22 protein-coding genes and 1 tRNA gene are annotated in these 18,621 nt (G+C 39.5%); 16 read left to right on the plus strand and 7 right to left on the minus strand.

The features are described 5' to 3' along the window. Positions 1–139: 139 nt before the first annotated feature. Positions 140–475, plus strand: coding sequence for a helix-turn-helix domain-containing protein (locus O3636_RS01800; protein WP_371641465.1), 336 nt, complete (start codon positions 140–142; stop codon positions 473–475). Positions 476–511: 36 nt separating this feature from the next. Here O3636_RS01800 and O3636_RS01805 read toward each other — a convergent pair whose 3' ends face one another. Further along, positions 512–1,135, minus strand: a complete 624-nt coding sequence (locus O3636_RS01805; RefSeq protein ID WP_371641466.1) for an epsilon-antitoxin — start codon at positions 1,133–1,135, stop codon at positions 512–514. A gap of 478 nt (positions 1,136–1,613) precedes the next feature. Here O3636_RS01805 and O3636_RS01810 point away from each other — a divergent pair, with 478 nt between their 5' ends. From O3636_RS01810 to O3636_RS01835, 6 genes are all read left to right on the plus strand, one after another. After that, a complete protein-coding gene (locus tag O3636_RS01810; protein ID WP_371641467.1) occupies positions 1,614–1,901 on the plus strand; it encodes a hypothetical protein in 288 nt (95 codons plus the stop codon). 47 nt (positions 1,902–1,948) lie between these two features. Further along, on the plus strand, positions 1,949–2,407 hold the full coding sequence (locus O3636_RS01815) for an RNA-binding protein (protein ID WP_371641468.1): 459 nt from the start codon (positions 1,949–1,951) through the stop codon (positions 2,405–2,407). A gap of 14 nt (positions 2,408–2,421) precedes the next feature. Then, positions 2,422–3,144 carry a cell division protein FtsK gene (locus tag O3636_RS01820; protein ID WP_371641469.1) on the plus strand — a complete coding sequence of 241 codons (723 nt, stop codon included), beginning with the start codon at positions 2,422–2,424 and terminating at the stop codon, positions 3,142–3,144. Positions 3,145–3,263: 119 nt separating this feature from the next. Next, entirely contained in the window at positions 3,264–4,496 is a 1,233-nt protein-coding gene (locus O3636_RS01825) for a replication initiation factor domain-containing protein (RefSeq protein ID WP_371641470.1), read from the plus strand. 74 nt (positions 4,497–4,570) lie between these two features. Further along, positions 4,571–4,912 carry a DUF771 domain-containing protein gene (locus O3636_RS01830; protein WP_371641471.1) on the plus strand — a complete coding sequence of 114 codons (342 nt, stop codon included), beginning with the start codon at positions 4,571–4,573 and terminating at the stop codon, positions 4,910–4,912. A gap of 44 nt (positions 4,913–4,956) precedes the next feature. Continuing rightward, positions 4,957–6,099, plus strand: coding sequence for a site-specific integrase (locus O3636_RS01835; protein WP_371641472.1), 1,143 nt, complete (start codon positions 4,957–4,959; stop codon positions 6,097–6,099). Positions 6,100–6,149: 50 nt separating this feature from the next. On the opposite strand, the gene O3636_RS01840 is transcribed toward O3636_RS01835, so the two are convergent. Both O3636_RS01840 and O3636_RS01845 read right to left on the minus strand, forming a co-directional pair. Next, positions 6,150–6,222: transfer RNA gene (locus tag O3636_RS01840), tRNA-Lys, on the minus strand. Between the two features lie 264 nt (positions 6,223–6,486). Then, a complete protein-coding gene (locus tag O3636_RS01845) occupies positions 6,487–7,758 on the minus strand; it encodes a replication-associated recombination protein A (RefSeq protein ID WP_371641473.1) in 1,272 nt (423 codons plus the stop codon). Between the two features lie 115 nt (positions 7,759–7,873). Here O3636_RS01845 and O3636_RS01850 point away from each other — a divergent pair, with 115 nt between their 5' ends. The 9 genes from O3636_RS01850 to O3636_RS01890 all read left to right on the plus strand — a co-directional run bounded on the left by O3636_RS01850 (position 7,874) and on the right by O3636_RS01890 (position 16,092). Next, positions 7,874–8,344 (plus strand): DUF3013 family protein, encoded by a 471-nt coding sequence (locus tag O3636_RS01850; RefSeq protein WP_371641474.1) that lies wholly within the window; start codon positions 7,874–7,876, stop codon positions 8,342–8,344. An 18-nt stretch (positions 8,345–8,362) separates the two neighbouring features. Continuing rightward, entirely contained in the window at positions 8,363–9,430 is a 1,068-nt protein-coding gene (locus tag O3636_RS01855; protein WP_371641475.1) for a site-2 protease family protein, read from the plus strand. Position 9,431: 1 nt separating this feature from the next. Beyond that, the gene (locus O3636_RS01860) at positions 9,432–9,857 is read left to right on the plus strand and encodes an NUDIX hydrolase (RefSeq protein ID WP_371641476.1); all 426 of its coding nucleotides are present in this window, start codon (positions 9,432–9,434) and stop codon (positions 9,855–9,857) included. A 3-nt stretch (positions 9,858–9,860) separates the two neighbouring features. Then, on the plus strand, positions 9,861–10,757 hold the full coding sequence (locus O3636_RS01865) for a GIY-YIG nuclease family protein (protein ID WP_112443846.1): 897 nt from the start codon (positions 9,861–9,863) through the stop codon (positions 10,755–10,757). Positions 10,758–10,771: 14 nt separating this feature from the next. Further along, positions 10,772–11,722 (plus strand): 50S ribosomal protein L11 methyltransferase, encoded by a 951-nt coding sequence (gene prmA, locus O3636_RS01870; RefSeq protein WP_371641477.1) that lies wholly within the window; start codon positions 10,772–10,774, stop codon positions 11,720–11,722. Between the two features lies 1 nt (position 11,723). Then, positions 11,724–12,467, plus strand: coding sequence for a 16S rRNA (uracil(1498)-N(3))-methyltransferase (locus O3636_RS01875; RefSeq protein ID WP_112443848.1), 744 nt, complete (start codon positions 11,724–11,726; stop codon positions 12,465–12,467). Between the two features lie 10 nt (positions 12,468–12,477). Then, on the plus strand, positions 12,478–14,274 hold the full coding sequence (gene pepF, locus O3636_RS01880) for an oligoendopeptidase F (protein ID WP_338619756.1): 1,797 nt from the start codon (positions 12,478–12,480) through the stop codon (positions 14,272–14,274). 246 nt (positions 14,275–14,520) lie between these two features. After that, a complete protein-coding gene (locus O3636_RS01885) occupies positions 14,521–15,312 on the plus strand; it encodes a DUF2785 domain-containing protein (protein ID WP_338619757.1) in 792 nt (263 codons plus the stop codon). Positions 15,313–15,423: 111 nt separating this feature from the next. Further along, positions 15,424–16,092 carry an MIP/aquaporin family protein gene (locus tag O3636_RS01890; protein ID WP_173233180.1) on the plus strand — a complete coding sequence of 223 codons (669 nt, stop codon included), beginning with the start codon at positions 15,424–15,426 and terminating at the stop codon, positions 16,090–16,092. A gap of 57 nt (positions 16,093–16,149) precedes the next feature. Here the strand turns inward: O3636_RS01890 and queF are convergent, their stop codons facing one another. From queF to queC, 4 genes are read right to left on the minus strand one after another with little or no spacing between them, the layout of a single operon-like run. After that, on the minus strand, positions 16,150–16,641 hold the full coding sequence (gene queF, locus O3636_RS01895) for a preQ(1) synthase (RefSeq protein ID WP_173233178.1): 492 nt from the start codon (positions 16,639–16,641) through the stop codon (positions 16,150–16,152). 18 nt (positions 16,642–16,659) lie between these two features. Next, the gene (gene queE, locus O3636_RS01900) at positions 16,660–17,376 is read right to left on the minus strand and encodes a 7-carboxy-7-deazaguanine synthase QueE (RefSeq protein WP_338619758.1); all 717 of its coding nucleotides are present in this window, start codon (positions 17,374–17,376) and stop codon (positions 16,660–16,662) included. Then, entirely contained in the window at positions 17,369–17,812 is a 444-nt protein-coding gene (gene queD / locus O3636_RS01905; protein ID WP_023937253.1) for a 6-carboxytetrahydropterin synthase QueD, read from the minus strand. The genes queE and queD overlap by 8 nt, the downstream gene beginning before the upstream one ends. After that, complete coding sequence (queC, locus tag O3636_RS01910) at positions 17,812–18,465, minus strand: 7-cyano-7-deazaguanine synthase QueC (RefSeq protein WP_023937251.1); 654 nt, start codon at positions 18,463–18,465, stop codon at positions 17,812–17,814. The genes queD and queC overlap by 1 nt, the downstream gene beginning before the upstream one ends. Positions 18,466–18,621 lie beyond the last annotated feature (156 nt).

Raw genomic sequence — 18,621 nt, forward strand, 5'->3', positions numbered from 1 at the left:
AAACTCCTTTTGATAGTTTTATAATGCTATTTTATCACATTGTTTCGCTTTTTAAAACTATATAACTGTTTTTTTCTCTTTTTAAGTAGTTTTTAAAGGACACAAATTTCAGTATGATAGGATTTAAAGAGGTACTGAGATGACAAAAACGAACCTACAATCCTATATCAGCAAGCGAATTCGCCTACTGAGATTGAAAAAAAATATCACCCAACAGCAACTAGAGGAGCTGGCGGACCTACCATTAAAATATACTTATAAATTAGAAAACCTTGAACCAAATATCAAAATCAAGACCCTTGAAAAAATCATGGATGCTCTGGACACAGATATAGAAAGTTTCTTTGATATTTCTCTGACCGAAAGTAATCCACTGATAAATCAATTATTGTTTAAACTGGAAAAATTAGCACCTAGTAAGCAAGAGAGGGTCACAAAACTTTTGATTGATTTTCTAGATGAGATAGAAAAATAAGCCGAGTCACATATAGCATGACTTGGCTTTTTTATATTAGTTATCAAATCCATTTCGCTCTCGTACGTCCTTGATAAAGCTCTCGATATTATCCCAATCCTCGTACTCATCAGCAATCCTAAATGTGTCAAGACGATTAGCTACTTGAGAAAATATTTCGATGTTTTCTTCGGATTCAAATATCACTTCAACTAAAGGTAGATATTCGAGAACTTTGGATAGTAAGCTCCTATTTGCTAATAGCCTAGGTAAAGCAAAATGACGATTGCTATCTTTTTTCATACTTTCTAGCAGTTTAAGAAATTCTTTATTTTCAATACGTTTTTCAATAATGTTTGAAACTTTATCCATCATTTTAGAATCATTTTTTTCAATAGCTTGGTAGATATTTTCAGCTAATTCAGCAAATTCTTCATTTTTCATGATAGTATTATAAGATTTTTGACTGATATATGCTTTAGCAGATGTCGGCATACCAAAGTAAATCTTTTCAAGAGTTTTAAAACCTACTTTACCATACAATTCATCTTCTACATATCTTAAGACAGCTTGGTAAGTATTTGTTTCTCCCTCTAACTCTCGATATTCTTTAAAGCTATCTAGTTCTTCTACCAGATTCAAGACAACACATGCAATTAATAATTCTTCTTTATTCTTCATATTGAACTCCTTAATAATTTAAGATTGTACACATGATAACATTTTTGAGAGACAACTTCAATATCAGTTAGGGAAGCTTTGAAAAGCCTATTAAATCAAGTTTTTTTTGTTAGGGGTGACGATACAGGTTATATGATTTACTATAATACTGTAAGTTAGTTCTTACAAAAAATCTTGTAATAAATTAAATTTGTCACACAATAGCATTTTTGAAAGGAAATGTCAATAGCGATTAGGGAAGCTTTGAAAAGCCTATTAAATCAAGTTTTTTTGTTAGGGGTGACGATACAGGTTATATGATTTACTATAATACTGTAAGCTAGTTCTTACAAAAAATCTTGCTCAATTCTTAGCAAGTAAGAAAGAAGGTGATTATCATGTACTAAGAAATAGCTAGCAAAGATATTGACAAAAATTATTTCGCTTTGTCATCTAACTATAGAAATTTTGAGGATTTTTAAAAATGGAAATTTCGAGTATGGTAATTAAAGGTCAATGTTTAGGTATCGGAGAATGGAAAGACTATACTACACAAGAGATATTTGGTTCTACTCTCGACCTAGGTTTTCGAACGGCAAACGGTAGATTTGCAATGCAATCTATTAAGGTTCAGAACATTGATTCACGAGATTTGGAATCTTATATTGATTCTTTTATTGAACTAGATTTGACAGATTGCACAGTGTCAGCTTACAGTCAGGGTTCACGCTCTGTATTGTCTATTAGAGCAAAGAATGCAGAAGTGCAAGGGGTCATTGATTTATAGTATAACAGAGGAAGTTTTCACTTCCTCTGTCAGAAAGAAGGTAAACAATGTATACAATTTTATTCACCATCGTTCTCGGTCTGTTATGGCTTTTTTATAAATACGTTGAAATACAGCAAAGGAATATACAAGAAAAGATTCTCAATCTGTATATAGGTAACATAGGGACTGACATAGAGCAGGTTATAGAAAAGACAGCTTCTTTATCAGGCCAGAAGTTACTGCTTAATAGTCGCTATATTCGGAATATTGGAAGTTCTGCAGCACAAGATTCTCATGTTTGGAGCTTTCCCATTATGCTAGCTAGTAAGCCTGATAACGAAGAAGAAGGCTACATTCAGCAGGTGTTTTTAGTTCAACTTGACAAGTATATAAGGGAAACAAACTGCATGGCTCAATGGTCGGACAAGAACTACCGCCTTATAGTCAATCCAACTTTTGGAGATATTTTACGATATAACAATCAGTATCATATCAATCTGCAATTAGAGTTCTTATACAATTAAAAGGTGGTATAAAAGTGAAGTGCTTTAAAGACAAGAGACTATTTGACGAGGGGTATTCATTTGATTGGGATATTCCTGTAGAGAGAGTCCCGCATGCTCTGATAGTTGGTGCGAGTGGGGCTGGCAAGACATTTGCTACTAAGCTTTTTCTTGCCAGCTTTGCTTATTCCTACCCAGATAGTCAATTTTTAATAGCTGATTACAAGGCAGATTCAGACTTTACGTTCTTAGAAAGTTCTCTAGCTTTTAAGAAGTTTGAGACTGTCTCAGAAATCCTATTTAAGGGTTTAGAGATTCTTGAGAAACGACAAAGAGGTCAAGATATTTCTCGTAATTTTATTTTGATTTGTTTTGATGAATTTAATGCTTGGCAGAACAGTCTGGACAGAAAAGCTCGTGAACAAGCAATTAAAGATTATACTCGTCTGATACAGTTAGGTCGTTCCTTTAAAATTTATGTAGTTGTTGCCCAACAAGACGCGCATAAAAACTCGCTGAGCTTGTCTAGAGATTCTATAGGTACAGTTATCGCTTTAGGAAAACTATCTAAAGAAACTATATCCATGCTTTTTTCAGATGAGAAAGAGAGCATAATCTCTAATAATCCTAGAGGAGTAGGATATATGAAAATAGGTGGGAAAAGTAGTCGTCTTATAGTAGTGCCTAGTTATAAGATAATACCTATAGAGAGATTAATAAAAAAAGCAGTTGAACGTTCCAATTGTTACTTTGAATAAAAAAATTCCAGTTGTCTCACTGTAGACGTGAGGCGAAGGTGGGGACAACTGGGAAAATATCTTTAATGTGGGTAGTGTAATCACCCACGTTCCGTATAAAAATAGAAAGTAGAATAACTATGTACACAAGTTATGAAATTAAAAAAATTTTATCCGACAATGCAAAACGAAATGTCATTATGACCAGTATTGATGAAGTTACCTTTGTAATCAAACCAACCGAAGATACAATAGGTGAATATCCAGAAAGATGGAATCAAACAGCTCCACAGATTGCTGAGATAATTGCTGAAAAACTTAAATTGCCATTACTACTAGGAGATTATTCACCTCCAGAACAAAGACTACCTGCAGGTTATACAGATGGTTTTACTTTTAAAAATATGCCGTATTACTTTTCTATAGCTTGGCATTATAGAAATTTTACAATGGGGATTATAGTAAAATTTTCTGCGTCTGCCTTATCTCACTACAAGCAAGCGTATAAGGAATATTATAATGAAGCAATTGATGTCAATATTATGGCTAAATTACTAAATGAAGAGTATTGGGAACTTAGATTAAGTCGTATAGACTTAGCAATAGACTATTTCAATTACGATATGACAGTTAATGAGCTTTATCAAGGCATAAAAAATAAGCAGATTTTAATTTTAAATCATAATGGTAGAAAAAACATCTCTAATATTTCTGCACAAGAAGTTAATGGTGTAGCTCAGACTATCTATATAGGAAGTAAGAAAAAAAATATAAATTCTCTTTTGCGCATCTACAATAAATACCAGGAACAACTTGACAATCGTGGACGCTATGTTCACGTTGTGAACCTGTGTGACTCTTGGATACGTATGGAAGCTTCCTATAAAGGAATATATAGTAATCAAATTTTAGCATTGTTATTAACCATTAGTAACGCAAATGAACTTAGTCAATTGATAGTAAATAAGATGATTGATAAATATGGTTTCTACAATTCAGAGGACGGTTCACCTATTCCTTTTACAAAAGATTTGTTTGTAGGTTCAGGTCATTTCCCTGAATTAGAATCTCTTTCTTCAAGAAACAACTATTTATTAGCTACTGTTTCTTATATTATGAAAGGTAGTGGTTTCTTTCCATTGTTAAAAAAGATTGAGGAAATATGGGGAGTAGAGGCTCGTAATCATTTTATTATTCGTTTAATTCAAGAGTATGAGTGGAACTACATACCAAACCAAGATGTTGAGCTATGGCTTAACAAATTTAGCTCAGAACTCTCTCAATTAAATTATAAAGAGTATTTTGAAGATAGTTTTAAGCTGTTCTATCAAAAAAACAATATCACCCCGAAACGACCTAAAAACAAAGAGTAATATTGTTTGAAAAATAGTATAGGGATGATTTTCATCATCTCTAGCTATTATCTCATAAAAAAGGAGAATTTTCTATGACTGAGATAAATAAAATTACTGTTGATTTAATCAATATAGAGATACAATTGCCAGAAGATAAAATTATCGTTGATAAAAAAGAATATGATAATTTAAAATATAATTCTTCTCAAGGTAGATATATGTCCTTATCTGATGTTCTACAACTTCTATCAGTTTCAAGACCGTGGTTACTTGATAATGTATTGAATAATTCAAAAATTCGGAAAGAAATTGATGTTGAATTAAATCCAGATGGGTTCGTGAAATATCCTGAGAATCAAGGTGGACGCTATTTCTTTTTAGCCAGTAAAACAAAACAATGGTTTGAAGAAAACTTTAGAGAAATTATGGTATAATAACCTTGGCAAAAACCTTGGTTATCTAATGAAAGAGGTAACTAATGGCAACTTTTAGACAACGTACCAAAGGTGGAACTTGGGATTATAGAATTGTGGACAGTGATAAAAAACTTGTTGCATCTAAAGGTGGCTTCAGAACGAAGAAGGAAGCAGAAAAAGAAGCTTTAGCTATTGAATTAAAGTTGATGTCAGGTGCAAAAATTAATTCGCAAGCAAGTTTATATGAGTTATGGGAAGAGTGGTTTGATGTTGTTGTAAGACCACTTGGAAAAAGTGAATCAACGCTTTTTAAGCATAAAAAGAGAGGGGACTTGATAAAGGAACTTTTTCAAGATAGGCCAGCAACTTCTATTCGATTTAGTCAATATCAACGAGCTCTAAATTCGTATGCTGAAAGAGTTACAAAAGATACTGTAGCGCGATTAAATTCAGAAATCCGAAAAGTCGTTCAGTTTGCTCAACGTGACCAATTAGATATAGTTGATTTTACTGATGGTGCAATTATTTCAGGGATGAAGAAAAGCAAGACAACTGACGAAAAATATATTGACAATATTGAAGACTATTATAAAATTTTAGTTCATTTAAAAAGTCAGCTCAATTACAGTAAGTCGGTGATTCCTTATCTTTTGTTTGTTTCCTTTAAAACAGGGATGCGTTTTGGAGAAATTTTAGGTTTAACTTGGGACTGTATTGATTTTGAAAATCAAATAATTCACACTTATAGGCGCTACTATAATTATAAATGGAGACCACCCAAAACGGATACATCTGTTCGAGATGTACCTATAGATGAAGAAACATCTGAGGTTTTGAAATTATTAAAGAAAGAACAAAAGATTGTCTATAAAAATCAAGGGATTAAGGAAAAAGAAAATTTCCTCTTCTATGATGTTGTGTATGGAGTTCCTAGTAATAACGCAGTAAATCAAAGTTTACAATCGCTACTAAAAAAACTAGAAATTTATCCATATAATTTGACTGCTACGGGTATTAGACACACTTATGCTAGTATGTTACTTGCAAAAGGAATTGATATCTGGGTAGTTGCTCATGTAATGGGTCACAAAAATATAAAACAGGTAACAGAAACATATGGTCATCTTTTGAAAGAGAAGAAAGAAAAAGAACATCAGATTATTCGAAATCTTTTAAGTGAGTATCCGTTGGTAGAACAAAAGTAGAACAGATACGAAAAAAAGCCTTTAGAATAAGGCTTTTAGGCACTAAATTATGCCCCCTACAGGGATCGAACCTGTGACCCACGGATTAAGAGTCCGCTGCTCTGCCAGCTGAGCTAAGGAGGCAAAGAAAAAAGCTGTATTGGTGCCGAAACTTCACGGTTTGTATTGAACCCGCGCAATTAAGCAGGTGGGCAACTCGCTCTAACTGAAGCTGTTTCCGTGTGAGACGGCCTACATGCTGTTAGAAGACTTTTGTTTCCCTAATAATACAAAAAATAGTCGGTCAACACTTAAGTGTGAAGTCGTACACCACAGCGTTTCTATGTTTATATGATACCACTTTTTCAAAAAAAATCAAGAGGAAAGTGCAATTTTTTGAAAAGGATTTCAGATTTTTCGCAAACGGTCGATAGCTTCCTTTCTTTGAGCCAAAGCCCGTTCATATTTACCAGTATCTTCTGCTTGGAAATAGTGATGATTACGAATTTTTTCTGGCAGATAGTCTTGCTTGACCCAATTTCCAGGATAGTTGTGTGGATAGAGATAGTCTTGGGCATTCCCCAGTTCCTTGCTTCCACTGTAATGACCATCACGCAAGTGTCGCGGAATGGGCAAATGCCCTGATGTTTTGAGGTCAGCTAGTGCCTTATCCATAGCCACATAGGCTGAGTTGGATTTTGGAGAAAGGGCCAAATCAATCACGATATTGGCAATGAGAATGCGGGCTTCTGGGAACCCAATCTTCTGGGCAGCATCCAGAGCAGTCACGGTATGAATCTGGGCCTCAGGATTGGCCAAACCGATATCTTCATAGGCGATAACGGTCAAGCGACGAGCGAGACTAGGCAGATCACCAGCCTCAATCAAGCGGGCAGCATAGTGAAGACTGGCATCTACATCCGAGCCACGGATAGACTTTTGCAAGGCAGATAGAACATCATAGTGACCGCCTCCATCCTTGTCCATAGTGATGTAGCTCCGCTGCAGGCTATTTTCCATGATGTCTAGAGTGATATGGCGGATACCCTCATCATTCTCAGGGGTAGAGAGAACAGCCAAGTCCAGCGAGTTAAAGGCAGAACGCAGGTCTCCGTTTGTAGAGGTTGCGATGAAATCCAGCGCATCCTCATCTAGTTCTACTGGAAAATCAAAACCACGCTCAGGGTTACTTAGAGCTATCTGCAGGGCTTCTTTGACGTCTTGGTTAGACAGAGGTTCCAACTCAAAAATTTGAACACGGCTACGAATGGCAGGAGTGACAGAAAAGAAAGGATTTTCAGTCGTAGCGCCAATCATGATGACTAGTCCACTTTCCAAGAGAGGCAAGAGGAAGTCTTGCTTGGTTTTATCTAGTCTATGAATTTCGTCTAGTAATAGGACGAGACCACCAGAGAATTTCGCCTCTTCCGCAATTTCTTGTAGCCGTTTTTTACTATCAACTGTCGCATTGAAAGTTCGAAAGGCATACTTAGTAGTCCCAGCGATGGCTGAGGCAATACTGGTCTTGCCTATTCCCGGAGGGCCATAGAGAATCATGGAGGACAGGCGGTTGGCTTCTACCATGCGGCGGATGATTTTTCCTTGTCCGACCAGATGTTCCTGACCGATGACTTGATCGATGGTTTTAGGGCGCATGAGAAGCGCGAGATTGTCTGGCATAGTAGTCCTTTCTAACGTGGATTTTCTGATGTATATGTGGTAAGATGGTAGTATCTATTTTAGCATATTTCCGAGCAATCGGGGCGATTTAAGAGTCGCATAGAAAGAGGACAAAATGGTAACATATGGATTTTTAGATGTTTTAGAGGAAGAGTTGGAGAAGAATTTTCCCTTTGACTTTGAGATTAGTTGGGACAAGCGCAATCACGCGGTAGAAGTGAGTTTTCTATTGGAAGCGCAAAATGCTGCAGGTGTGGAGATGGTGGATGAAGACGGAGAGGTTTCGTCAGACGATATCCTCTTTGAAGAAGCAGTGCTTTTTTACAATCCTGCCAAATCAACAGTCAATGCAGACGACTATTTGACGGTCATTCCTTACCTACCTAAAAAAGGATTTTCTCGTGAATTTTTAGCTTATTTTGCGCTATTCCTTAAAGATACTGCCGAGGTTGGACTAGATGCCCTTATGGACTTTTTGGAAGACCCAGAAGCAGAAGAATTCGTCATGGAATGGAACCAAGAAGTCTTTGAAGAAGGAAAAGTTGGCTTGGAAGAGGGAGAGTTTTATCCTTATCCGAGATACTAGGAGTTTGGAGAAGGTAGTATGAAAAAATTTGGGACGTATTTGGTTTATGTGCTAGCTTTTGTCTTTATTATGCTAGCTTTTGCTTGTGGCACTATCGCATTTGCAGAGTTGGGGTATTCCGCAGTTTTAGCCTTTACTTTTGGTTATACCTTCGCTCTTCTAAGCATGTATGTAATCTTTATTCTTCATGAGTTGGGTCATGCTTTTTGTGGCTACTTGACAGGCTATCGGCTGGTGGCTTTTGGATTAGGACATTTTCTTTTGACAAAAAAGTCAGGCAGGTTTCATCTTAGTCGAACAGCCATTCTGAAAAATGTTGGTGCTCAGTACATCGGATTGAAAGAAGATGAAAGCGATCAAAGAATCATCTTGATGCTTTCAGGAGGTTTGCTGGTTCATCTTAGCTTGATATTATTGGCGATATTGTTTGGATTTTTGACAAGAAGCTGGTATTTTGCAGGGACTTGGATTTTTCTTAATTTGTCTTTCTTCCTAAACAACGCTTTGCCAGTCGACATTACTGATGGAGCGAAAATCTGGGAATTGTTACAACACCCTGAAAATACCAAATACGCTTACTTGGTGTTGAGGCATTCTGCTCAAACTTTGCTGGCTCCTCAAGAATATGATTTGAAAGACTTTACCATGCCTGTTCCTGAGGATGCAAGTGGGAGCCTTGCAGAAAGTGTTCAGACTCTTGAGGGAGTGGTTCTCATATTGGATGGTAATATAGAACTTGCAAAGCAACAGTTTCAGTCTGTGTTAGAGAAAACAGATAATTCAATGTCTAAAACTATTTCTCAAATATACCTTCTTCAAGTTGCTCTGATGGAAGGAGATAATAAGAAAGTGGAAGAATATGCAAGTATTCGAGGGGTCAAATCTTTTTTATCTATAAAAACAGCAGATATGCAGGTCATTCAAGCTTGGTATCAATTTAAGGTAAGGAAAGATGTAGTTCAAACTCACAAGGCTATGAAGATTGCTAGACATAAAATGAATAGCAGCCGGATGTTACGGGATGAGAAAAGCTATTATCAAAACTGGTTAGCCGAGCTGGAAAAGGAATTAGCCGAAGGAGTCTAATATGGAAATAGAAATTTCTGATTTCACGGGCTGTAAGATTGCTTTGTTTTGTGGGGGTAAGCTTTTGACTATCTTACGCGATGATAAGGCAAGCATTCCATACCCTAATACCTGGGAATTGCCAGGTGGCGGACGAGAGGGTGATGAAAGTCCTTTTGAGTGTGCGGCACGTGAAGTTTATGAAGAGCTGGGAATTCATCTGACTGAGGATTGTCTGCTTTGGTCGAAGGTTTATCCAAGTATGCTTTTTGCAGACAAGCAATCTGTTTTTCTAGTTGGAAAGTTGACACAGGACCAGTTTGACAGTATCGTATTTGGAGATGAAGGACAGGGTTATCAGTTGATGAGTGTTGAGGAATTTCTTAGTTCCAGTCAAGTTGTACCTCAGTTGCAAGAAAGGGTGAGAGATTATATGGAGGAAGTTTGATAAATGGAAAAGCGAAGCAAAAATATCAATATGTTTCTCATGGATGGTGAAGTGACTGGAAAAATAAAATGTACTTTGTCAAATTGGACGGGAGTGATTTACAAAATACCTCGTATTCAGTTGGGAGATTTGAAGTCACGTGATGAAATGAAACAAAGTGGTATTTATTTCTTATTTGGTCGAGATGAAGATAAGCAGAAAGATATGACCTATATTGGTCAGGCGACAACTCGGAAAAATGGTGAAGGGGTATTGTTGCGAATTCAAGAGCATACCCGTGATACTCATGCAGATTATTTTAATGATGTCATCATTCTAACAACTCAAAATAATTCTTTCGGTCCAACAGAAATTAGCTATTTGGAAAATAAATTTACTCAACTTGCTAAAGAAGCTGGTCGCTACATTGTGAAAAATGGGAATGATCCAAATCCTGGTAATGTAACTGAGGAAAAGGAATCTGAACTGGATGAAATTATTGAAAATACGCTTATGATTATTGGAACTTTAGGTTATCGTGTTTTTGTTCCGATGACAAAGAAAGTTAGTCAAGATTTGATTGATAATCATTCCACTTATCTTTATTTAAAGCGTAAAACTAAGAAATCTAACAAAGTAATAGAAGCAACTTGTGAACAGACAACTGAAGGTTTTGTTGTTTTAGAAGGAAGTCAAGTAGAAATAATGGATTCTCCAAGCCTCCCAGCAAGTTTAAAAGAAATGCGTCAGAATTTAATAGCTTCACAGGTCATTCAAGATGGAGTGTTGAAAGAAAAACAACTCTTTTCTAGCCCTTCTTATGCAGCGGCTTTTTTGCTGGGTTTGCAAACGAACGGTCGAACTGATTGGAAAAATCAGGATGGAAGAACTTTAAAAGAATTGGAAGAATTAATAGATTGATAAGGAAAAATTAAATGGAAACATGGCAAGAGTTAAAAGTTACGGTTAAGCGTGAGGGGGAGGAGTTGGTTTCCAACCTCTTGATTGAGCTGGGAGCTCAAGGAGTCGCAATCGAAGACAGTATGGACTATGTGGGGAATGTGGATCGTTTTGGTGAAATTTTCCCAGAGATTGAGCAACAAGAAGAAATCGTAGTGACAGCCTATTACCCTGATACGGTTGATATAGCAACGGTTGAGGCAGATTTGCAGGCTCGTCTCGCGGAACTAACTGATTTTATGGACTTGGGAGAGGTAAAAATGGGTACGACTGCCTTGGCTGAGGAAGACTGGGCAGACAACTGGAAGAAATATTATGAACCAGCTCGCATCACTCATGATTTGACTATCGTTCCCTCTTGGACAGACTATGAGGCGACTGCGGGAGAAAAGATTATCAAGCTGGATCCAGGTATGGCTTTTGGTACGGGGACCCATCCAACTACCAAGATGAGCCTCTTTGCCTTGGAGCAGGTCCTTCGTGGTGGCGAAACGGTGCTAGATGTGGGGACTGGATCAGGTGTCCTTTCTATTGCCAGCTCGCTGCTTGGTGCTAAGGAAATTTTCGCCTACGACCTGGATGATGTAGCAGTTCGAGTTGCTCAGGAAAATATTGAGCTAAACCCTGGTATGGAAAACATCCATGTAGAAGCAGGAGACTTGCTTAAGGGTGTTGAGATTGAGGCAGATGTGATTGTAGCTAATATCTTGGCGGATATCCTCGTTCATCTGACGGATGATGCTTATCGCTTGGTCAAGGATGAAGGCTACCTCATCATGAGTGGCATTATCAAGGACAAGTGGGACATGGTGCGCGAGTCGGCTGAGTCAGCTGGATTTTTCCTTGAAACCCACATGATTCAAGGGGAATGGAATGCCTGTGTCTTTAAGAAAACCAAGGATATTTCCGGTGTGATTGGAGGCTAGCATGCAACAGTATTTTGTCAAAGGCAGTGCAGTCTCTCCTGTCACCATCGAGGACAAGGAAACCAGCAAGCATATGTTTCAGGTTATGCGCTTGAAAGAAGATGATGAGGTTACTTTGGTCTTTGATGATGGTATCAAGCGTTTGGCGCGTGTGCTGGATGTGGAAGCCCGTCAGTTTGAGTTGGTCCAAGAATTAACTGACAATGTGGAACTGCCCGTTCAAGTGACCATTGCATCTGGATTTCCCAAGGGGGACAAGCTGGAGTTTGTCACTCAAAAAGTAACCGAACTGGGTGCCAGTCAAATCTGGGCCTTTCCTGCCGATTGGTCGGTCGCCAAATGGGATGGCAAAAAATTGGGTAAAAAGGTTGAAAAACTAGAAAAAATTGCCCTTGGAGCAGCGGAGCAAAGTAAGCGTAATGTTGTTCCAAGTATCCAGCTTTTCGAGAAAAAATCAGACTTTCTAGCTCAACTGGACCAATTTGACTCTATCATAGTAGCCTATGAAGAATCAGCCAAAGAAGGTGAAGCCGCTGCGCTTCTGCAAGCAGTCTCTGGTCTTGAAAAAGGAGCCAAATTGCTCTTTATCTTTGGTCCAGAAGGTGGCCTGTCACCTGCAGAAATTGAGAGTTTTGAAGCTAAAGGAGCGGTATTGGCAGGACTTGGTCCTCGTATTTTGCGAGCAGAAACAGCACCACTTTATGCCCTATCAGCCCTTAGTGTTTTATTAGAATTAGAGAAATAAGAGGAAGAAAATGGAACAAAAACACCGTTCAGAATTTCCAGAAAAGGAACTTTGGGACTTAACAGCCCTATACCAAGACCGTGAGGATTTCTTGCGTGCAATCGAAAAGGCTCGCGAAGACATCAACCAATTTAGCCGTGATTACAAGGGTAATCTTCATACTTTTGAGGATTTTGAAAAGGCCTTTGCGGAATTGGAGCAAATCTACATTCAGATGAGCCATATTGGCAACTATGGTTTTATGCCTCAGACGACAGACTATAGCAATGACGAATTTGCCAATATTGCCCAAGCTGGGATGGAATTTGAAACAGACGCCAGCGTAGCTCTGACCTTCTTTGACGATGCCTTGGTGGAAGCTGATGAGGAAGTCTTGGACCGTTTGGGTGAATTACCTCATTTGACAGCGGCCATTCGTCAGGCCAAAATCAAAAAAGCCCACTATCTAGGGGCTGATGTGGAGAAGGCCTTGACCAATCTCGGTGAAGTTTTCTACAGTCCACAGGACATTTACACTAAGATGCGAGCTGGGGATTTTGAAATGGCTGACTTTGAAGCTCATGGCAAGACTTATAAAAACAGCTTTGTGACCTATGAAAATTTCTACCAAAATCATGAGGATGCTGAGGTTCGTGAGAAATCCTTCCGTTCCTTCTCAGAAGGTCTTCGTAAGCACCAAAATACGGCTGCAGCAGCCTATCTAGCCCAAGTCAAGTCTGAAAAACTACTGGCAGATATGAAAGGTTACGACTCAGTCTTTGATTATCTTCTGGCTGAGCAGGAAGTGGACCGTGCCATGTTTGACCGCCAGATTGACCTCATCATGAAGGATTTTGCGCCGGTTGCTCAGAGATACCTCAAGCATGTTGCCAAGGTGAATGGTCTTAAAAAGATGACCTTTGCAGACTGGAAATTGGATTTGGATAGTGCCCTCAATCCTCAAGTGACCATTGACGACGCTTATGATTTGGTCATGAAGTCGGTAGAACCTTTGGGGCCAGAATATTGTCAAGAAGTTGCTCGCTATCAAGAAGAGCGCTGGGTGGACTTTGCTGCCAATAGTGGCAAGGATTCCGGAGGTTATGCGGCGGATCCATATCGCGTGCACCCTTATGTCCTCATGAGCTGGACAGGCCGTTTGAGTGATGTCTATACCTTGATTCATGAAATCGGGCATTCTGGTCAATTTATCTTTTCTGACAACCACCAAAGCTATTTCAACGCCCACATGTCGACCTATTATGTTGAAGCACCGTCAACCTTCAATGAATTGCTTCTCAGTGATTACTTGGAGAACCAGTCTAATGACCCACGTCAAAAACGCTTCGCTCTGGCTCACCGCTTAACAGACACCTACTTCCATAACTTTATCACTCACCTTTTGGAAGCAGCCTTCCAGCGTAAAGTGTATACATTGATTGAAGAAGGAGAAACTTTCGGAGCAAGCAAGCTCAACAGCATTATGAAGGAAGTTTTGACGGATTTCTGGGGAGATGTCATTGAAATCGACGATGATGCAGCTTTGACTTGGATGCGTCAAGCTCACTACTACATGGGCTTGTATAGCTACACTTACTCAGCAGGACTAGTCATCTCGACAGCTGGTTACCTTCATCTTAAAAACTCAGAAACTGGAGCTGAAGACTGGCTCAATCTCCTCAAATCAGGTGGTAGCAAGACACCACTTGAGTCAGCCATGATTATCGGTGCTGATATTTCAACAGACAAACCACTCCGTGATACCATCCAATTCTTGTCTGACACAGTTGACCAGATTATCGCCTACAGTGCTGAGTTGGGGGAATAGTGGAATAGAAAGGTTGTTCTAGAATGATGTTTATGGGCTTGTTAAGCATCATTCTATTTGTCTTATCTATAGCTATTTTCAAAAACGCCGTTGAAGGTCGTGATGTTAAATTTGAACTTGCGGTAGAGTTGGTATTGATCCTTATTTACTTCATTTTTTATCAGATTGTATTTAATTGAGAGTTCAATATTAAATCATCTAAGAACAGCTTTTTGAACAGTTACCAGAAATATAGAGGTATTGACCATGTATCAAGAGTTACTTAGAAAAATAGCAGAAGAAAAACCAAGTTATCATGAGGAAGAAATCCAATGGTTGCTTGATCATTTGGGAGATTCTTCTCCAGAAATTCGCGATGACCTTGTTTTTACAAGCTTTGCTAGAGGGATTCAGGAAGAGCTATTTACACACGAACAATTTTATTTCATTGCTGAGGAAATTTTATCTGATGGAGGATTATATAAAGAGATTGATAAGGCAGGCTTGTCAACCCTTGAACGTTCTTTTAGGGCGCTTATTTATGCAAATCTCTTGTCTGCAGATGCCAACCAGCAATCGATTTTTTATCAGGGATTAAAAGCAGAAATTCGTAATGTCCTTTTAAATCAAGGTTTGCACTATCTTTCAAAAGAAAAGGATACAACGGGTTTTTCAAGTCAGTATGGTTGGGTTCATGCTTTTGCACATGGAGCCGATTTACTGACAGAGGTGGTTTGTCATCCAGACTTTCCTAAAAACAGAATTCATGAAGTATTTGAGATACTTGGTCAATTATTTAAAAGAATTCCCATTCGTTTTACAGATGATGAAGATTGGCGTTTAGCCAGAGTACTTTATGAACCGATTTTAAAAGGGAAGTTAGCGCAAGAACAAGTAGCTTCTTGGATAAAAACTGTTGACTTTCCGATAGAAGAAAGGGAAGATTTTTATAAATTTTCCAACTTTAGATCCTGTCTGTTGGAAGTCTATGTCCAACTTGACCAGAGAAATAGTTTACAAGATGACTTGAAAGAAGCTATCCAGTCTTTTCAATACTAGGACTTAGATAATAGTTCTATGATTTTCAAGAAAATTTCCAAACAATTTTCTTGAAACCCTTTCCCTCTTTTGATAGACTAGTATCTAGTTTTTGAAAAAAGGAGAAAGAGAATGAAAAAATTTGTCGCTGAGTTAATCGGTACGTTCATGCTTGTGTTCGTTGGGACAGGGGCTGTTGTTTTTGGAAATGGTCTTGATGGCCTTGGTCACCTTGGAATCGCCTTTGCCTTTGGTTTGGCAATCGTGGTGGCAGCCTACTCAATCGGAACTGTTTCAGGTGCTCACTTGAACCCGGCTGTTTCGATTGCTATGTTTGTTAACAAACGTTTGTCATCTTCAGAACTTGTAAACTACATCCTTGGTCAGGTTGTTGGAGCTTTCATCGCTTCTGGCGCAGTCTTCTTCCTCTTGGGTAATTCAGGTATGTCAACTGCTAGCCTTGGTGAAAATGCCTTGGCAAACGGTGTCACTGTCTTTGGTGGTTTCTTGTTTGAAATCATCGCAACTTTCTTGTTTGTCTTGGTTATCATGACTGTGACTTCAGAAAGTAAGGGCAATGGCGCGATTGCTGGTTTGGTAATCGGTTTGTCATTGATGGCGATGATTCTTGTCGGATTGAAGATTACTGGACTTTCAGTAAACCCAGCTCGTAGCTTGGCACCAGCTGTCTTGGTAGGCGGCGCAGCCCTTCAACAAGTTTGGATTTTCATCCTTGCACCAATCGCTGGTGGAGTTCTTGCAGCCCTTGTTGCGAAAAACTTCCTTGGAACAGAAGAATAATTGAAACTCAAAAAGCCTTGCTCCTCATCTTGAGGAACAGGGCTTTTTCGTATGAGTTTAGCGGTTGTCAATTTTCTCTGGATAAAGGTCGTGTTGGAAGAGGCGTTGTTCTGCCAAGCCTTCAAACTTAGTTCCAGGTTTACCGTAGTTGTAGTAGGGGTCGATTGAAATGCCACCGCGCGGAGTGAATTTTCCCCAGACTTCTAAATAGCGAGGGTCTAGCAAGTTGACCAAGTCTTTCCCGATGGTGTTGATACAGTTTTCGTGGAAATCTCCGTGGTTTCGGTAACTAAAGAGGTAGAGTTTGAGGGATTTTGACTCAACACAGAGCTTGTCAGGGATGTAGGAAATATAGATAGTCGCAAAGTCTGGCTGAGCGGTAATAGGGCAAAGCGAGGTAAATTCAGGACAGTTAAATTTGATAAAATAGTCATTTTCCACATGACGATTGTCAAAAGATTCGAGGACATCTGGTTGATAGTCAAAGATATAGTTGGTTTCTTTGTTGCCGAGGAGGCTTAGGTTTTTCATTTCTTCTTGTTGTGACATGATTTTTTCTTTCTAATCTTAAACACCACGTTGGTTATCGTAGAGGAGGGTATGGAGTTGAGGAAGGACGCGGACATTGCCCCAGCTATCGTCAGTAGCGACGCGTTCCCAGAGTTCTTTGAGACGGTTCAGTTGATCTTGGATAATATTGCCTGTGGCCTTGGGCTCAGGATTTCCAGCCGATAAGAAGAGGACATCTGGTTGGTAGCGTTCTTGTATTCCTTTAGCAAAGGCTAAATCTGCATCATCAAAGACAGGGATTTTAAAGGTGACCTTGTCTGGATCCAGTTGGGAAACGATAAAGTCCAAGGTCTCAAAGTTGACTTCCATCTTGGATGAAGGAGGTTTGGGACTCAGGGTGACTTGGTCGATGTCTTTTAACCAATTTTGCCAGCGAGAACCTTGAGTCTCGACAGCAAGGGTGACACCGCGTTCCTTGAGCTTAGTGACCAATTCGGCCATATTGGCTGCTAGGATAGCAGGATTTCCCCCAGACAGGGTGACATAGTCGTAGTTCCCCAATTTATCCAACTCAGCAATGACCTCGTCAGCTGTCATACGAGTTGGCTTTTCAGAGCCATCCCAAGTAAAGGCAGAATCGCACCAGTCGCAGTGGTAGTCGCAACCAGCAGTGCGGACAAACATGGTTTTCTGCCCGATAGCACGGCCTTCACCTTGAAAGGTTGGGCCAAAAATTTCCAGAACTGGTAGTTTGAGGACACGTTCCCTAGTCATCTAACCACTCCCGTCTAAACTCTGCAAAGGCAGTCGGAGTCTCATAGAGGCGAACGTATTCCAAACGGAGACCGCGCTCGTCTGGCAACTCTTGACTCATGGTTTGGAAAATCCAGTAAACCATATTTTCAGCAGTCGTGTTCATATAGGGAAGAGTTTCATTGAGATAGCGATGGTCCAGGTGGGGCTCTAAGTAGTTCTTGTAGATCGCTTTGATGTCTCCGAAATCGTAGGTCATGCCACGTTCATCTAAAAATCCACTGACAGCAATCTGCAGATGATAGGTGTGGCCGTGCAGGGACTTGCATTTTCCCTCATAGTGAAAGAGGTGATGGGCAGCATCGAAGGTAAATTCTTTTGATACCAAGGTTCTGTGTGGATTGTAGACAAGAGACTCCCCAGTTTCTCGTTTGATTTCTTTGGGTGCAAAAAACATTAGGCTTCTCCTTTCTGTGAGAGATAAACATCTAAACCATGTTGACGTAGGTGGCAGGCTGGACAATCTCCACAGCCACTTCCGATAATCCCGTTGTAGCAGGTTAAGGTCTTTTCACGAACATAGTCAAAGGCACCGAGTTGGTCGGCTAATTCCCAAGTTTCAGCCTTGTCTAGCCACATGAGAGGTGTTTGGATAACGAAGTCGTAATCCATGGCAAGGTTGAGGGTAACATTAAGGGATTTGACAAAGACATCTCGACAATCGGGGTAGCCTGAGAAGTCTGTCTCGCAGACACCTGTCACGATATCTTTAATACCTCGTTGCTTAGCAAGGACTGCCGCAAAGGACAGAAAGAGGTGGTTGCGACCGTCAACGAAGGTATTGGGAACCTCTCCCTCTTTTTGCTCGATTTCCATATCAGAGGTCAGGGCATTTTCAGTGATTTGCCCCAGCAGAGACATATCTAGGATATGATGACGAATCCCCTGTTCCTTGGCGATTTCTCTAGCAACTTGAATTTCGAGGTGATGGCGTTGGCCGTAGGCAAAGGTAACGGCTTCGACCGTTTCATAGTGTTCTTTAGCCCAAAAGAGGCAGGTTGTAGAATCTTGACCGCCACTAAAGACGACCAAGGCTGATTGACGTTTCATAGTACTCCTTCCAAAATGGGAAATGTTTAGAGCACGCAAAAAGCTCCCATGAGGGAGCTAAAAAATACCAAATCGAGGTTTTTTTTAGCGATGGCGTGTCCCAAACATCGTGATATTCTACCTATAGTCTAGCATATTTTTTGAAAAATGGCAAAG

It is taken from the genome of Streptococcus sp. 27098_8_76, assembly GCF_041432315.1.
Lineage (GTDB): Bacteria > Bacillota > Bacilli > Lactobacillales > Streptococcaceae > Streptococcus.

Excerpts from the sequence above, each read along its gene's own strand:
- O3636_RS01855 (WP_371641475.1), top strand. The coding sequence starts at position 8,363 with ATGAAAAAATTTGGGACGTATTTGGTTTATGTGCTAGCTTTTGTCTTT.
- O3636_RS01860 (WP_371641476.1), top strand. The coding sequence starts at position 9,432 with ATGGAAATAGAAATTTCTGATTTCACGGGCTGTAAGATTGCTTTGTTT.
- O3636_RS01890 (WP_173233180.1), top strand. The coding sequence starts at position 15,424 with ATGAAAAAATTTGTCGCTGAGTTAATCGGTACGTTCATGCTTGTGTTC.
- queD (WP_023937253.1), bottom strand. The coding sequence starts at position 17,812 with ATGTTTTTTGCACCCAAAGAAATCAAACGAGAAACTGGGGAGTCTCTT.
- O3636_RS01865 (WP_112443846.1), top strand. The coding sequence starts at position 9,861 with ATGGAAAAGCGAAGCAAAAATATCAATATGTTTCTCATGGATGGTGAA.
- O3636_RS01805 (WP_371641466.1), bottom strand. The coding sequence starts at position 1,135 with ATGAAGAATAAAGAAGAATTATTAATTGCATGTGTTGTCTTGAATCTG.
- O3636_RS01835 (WP_371641472.1), top strand. The coding sequence starts at position 4,957 with ATGGCAACTTTTAGACAACGTACCAAAGGTGGAACTTGGGATTATAGA.
- O3636_RS01845 (WP_371641473.1), bottom strand. The coding sequence starts at position 7,758 with ATGCCAGACAATCTCGCGCTTCTCATGCGCCCTAAAACCATCGATCAA.
- O3636_RS01815 (WP_371641468.1), top strand. The coding sequence starts at position 1,949 with ATGTATACAATTTTATTCACCATCGTTCTCGGTCTGTTATGGCTTTTT.
- O3636_RS01810 (WP_371641467.1), top strand. The coding sequence starts at position 1,614 with ATGGTAATTAAAGGTCAATGTTTAGGTATCGGAGAATGGAAAGACTAT.
- O3636_RS01825 (WP_371641470.1), top strand. The coding sequence starts at position 3,264 with ATGTACACAAGTTATGAAATTAAAAAAATTTTATCCGACAATGCAAAA.
- O3636_RS01850 (WP_371641474.1), top strand. The coding sequence starts at position 7,874 with ATGGTAACATATGGATTTTTAGATGTTTTAGAGGAAGAGTTGGAGAAG.
- prmA (WP_371641477.1), top strand. The coding sequence starts at position 10,772 with ATGGAAACATGGCAAGAGTTAAAAGTTACGGTTAAGCGTGAGGGGGAG.
- queF (WP_173233178.1), bottom strand. The coding sequence starts at position 16,641 with ATGTCACAACAAGAAGAAATGAAAAACCTAAGCCTCCTCGGCAACAAA.
- O3636_RS01885 (WP_338619757.1), top strand. The coding sequence starts at position 14,521 with ATGTATCAAGAGTTACTTAGAAAAATAGCAGAAGAAAAACCAAGTTAT.
- O3636_RS01800 (WP_371641465.1), top strand. The coding sequence starts at position 140 with ATGACAAAAACGAACCTACAATCCTATATCAGCAAGCGAATTCGCCTA.
- queE (WP_338619758.1), bottom strand. The coding sequence starts at position 17,376 with ATGACTAGGGAACGTGTCCTCAAACTACCAGTTCTGGAAATTTTTGGC.
- O3636_RS01875 (WP_112443848.1), top strand. The coding sequence starts at position 11,724 with ATGCAACAGTATTTTGTCAAAGGCAGTGCAGTCTCTCCTGTCACCATC.
- pepF (WP_338619756.1), top strand. The coding sequence starts at position 12,478 with ATGGAACAAAAACACCGTTCAGAATTTCCAGAAAAGGAACTTTGGGAC.
- queC (WP_023937251.1), bottom strand. The coding sequence starts at position 18,465 with ATGAAACGTCAATCAGCCTTGGTCGTCTTTAGTGGCGGTCAAGATTCT.
- O3636_RS01830 (WP_371641471.1), top strand. The coding sequence starts at position 4,571 with ATGACTGAGATAAATAAAATTACTGTTGATTTAATCAATATAGAGATA.